At 55.3% G+C, this 691-nt stretch carries 2 protein-coding genes; one reads left to right on the plus strand and one right to left on the minus strand.

The features are described 5' to 3' along the window. On the minus strand, nucleotides 1-225 hold a 225-nt coding region (locus NW818_RS13560; protein ID WP_414424851.1), incomplete at its 3' end, for an NAD(P)-binding protein. A 248-nt stretch (nucleotides 226-473) separates the two neighbouring features. Between NW818_RS13560 and NW818_RS13565 the strand changes: the two genes are divergently transcribed. After that, a partial coding sequence (locus NW818_RS13565; protein ID WP_414424852.1) for a hypothetical protein occupies nucleotides 474-691 on the plus strand: 218 nt, incomplete at its 3' end.

Below are 691 nucleotides of genomic sequence, written 5' to 3' on the forward strand. Positions count from 1 at the left end.
CCCGCGCCAGGGACGAAAACTATAGCCAAGCGTATGCATATCCGAGTCCGAACGGACTCCCGGATAGCGAAAGAGATCCCACGTGCCGCCGATGGCGTCACGGCTCTCAAGGATGGTGAAGGTTCGTGACGGACAATACGTCTGGATGTAGTACGCAGCGCAAATGCCGGAGAGACCAGCCCCGACGATAATGACATCAACGTGAGTGGCGGATGGTACAGACATTGTTTCACCTGCTTCTGGCGAATGGGTGAAGAATTCACACCTGATGAGATACGACCGCTTCGCCGGTTGCGGCAAGTCGGCGGAGCGTCATAGCTGGAGCGCACTGTGTATACATCAGTGTACCAGAGTTTGCGCGGTTGACAACCATGCTCTTCCGGTATGATGTATGATATATGGAGATGTGCGGCATTGACAGAGAACATCCTATGCCGTACAGTACGAAACATGTTACCGCTGTGAGGTCCGCTATGGCGCCACTGCTTGTTGATCAGCGTCAATTGCAAACCCTGGGGCAACTCATTTCGGCGGGAGGACATCAGGACGTGCATGAATTGCTCCAGGCATCACTGGAGCGTCTCATCGCTCTCTGGCCCGCTCAGGGAGGTGCATTGCTCTATCATGCCCCGCATGGCGAGGTCATCCGCCTGCAACACGGTATCATCGATGCTGAGGCTGGCGCCTTAAT

Source organism: Synechococcus sp. R6-5, assembly GCF_047461775.1.
Taxonomy (GTDB): Bacteria; Cyanobacteriota; Cyanobacteriia; order Thermostichales; family Thermostichaceae; genus Thermostichus.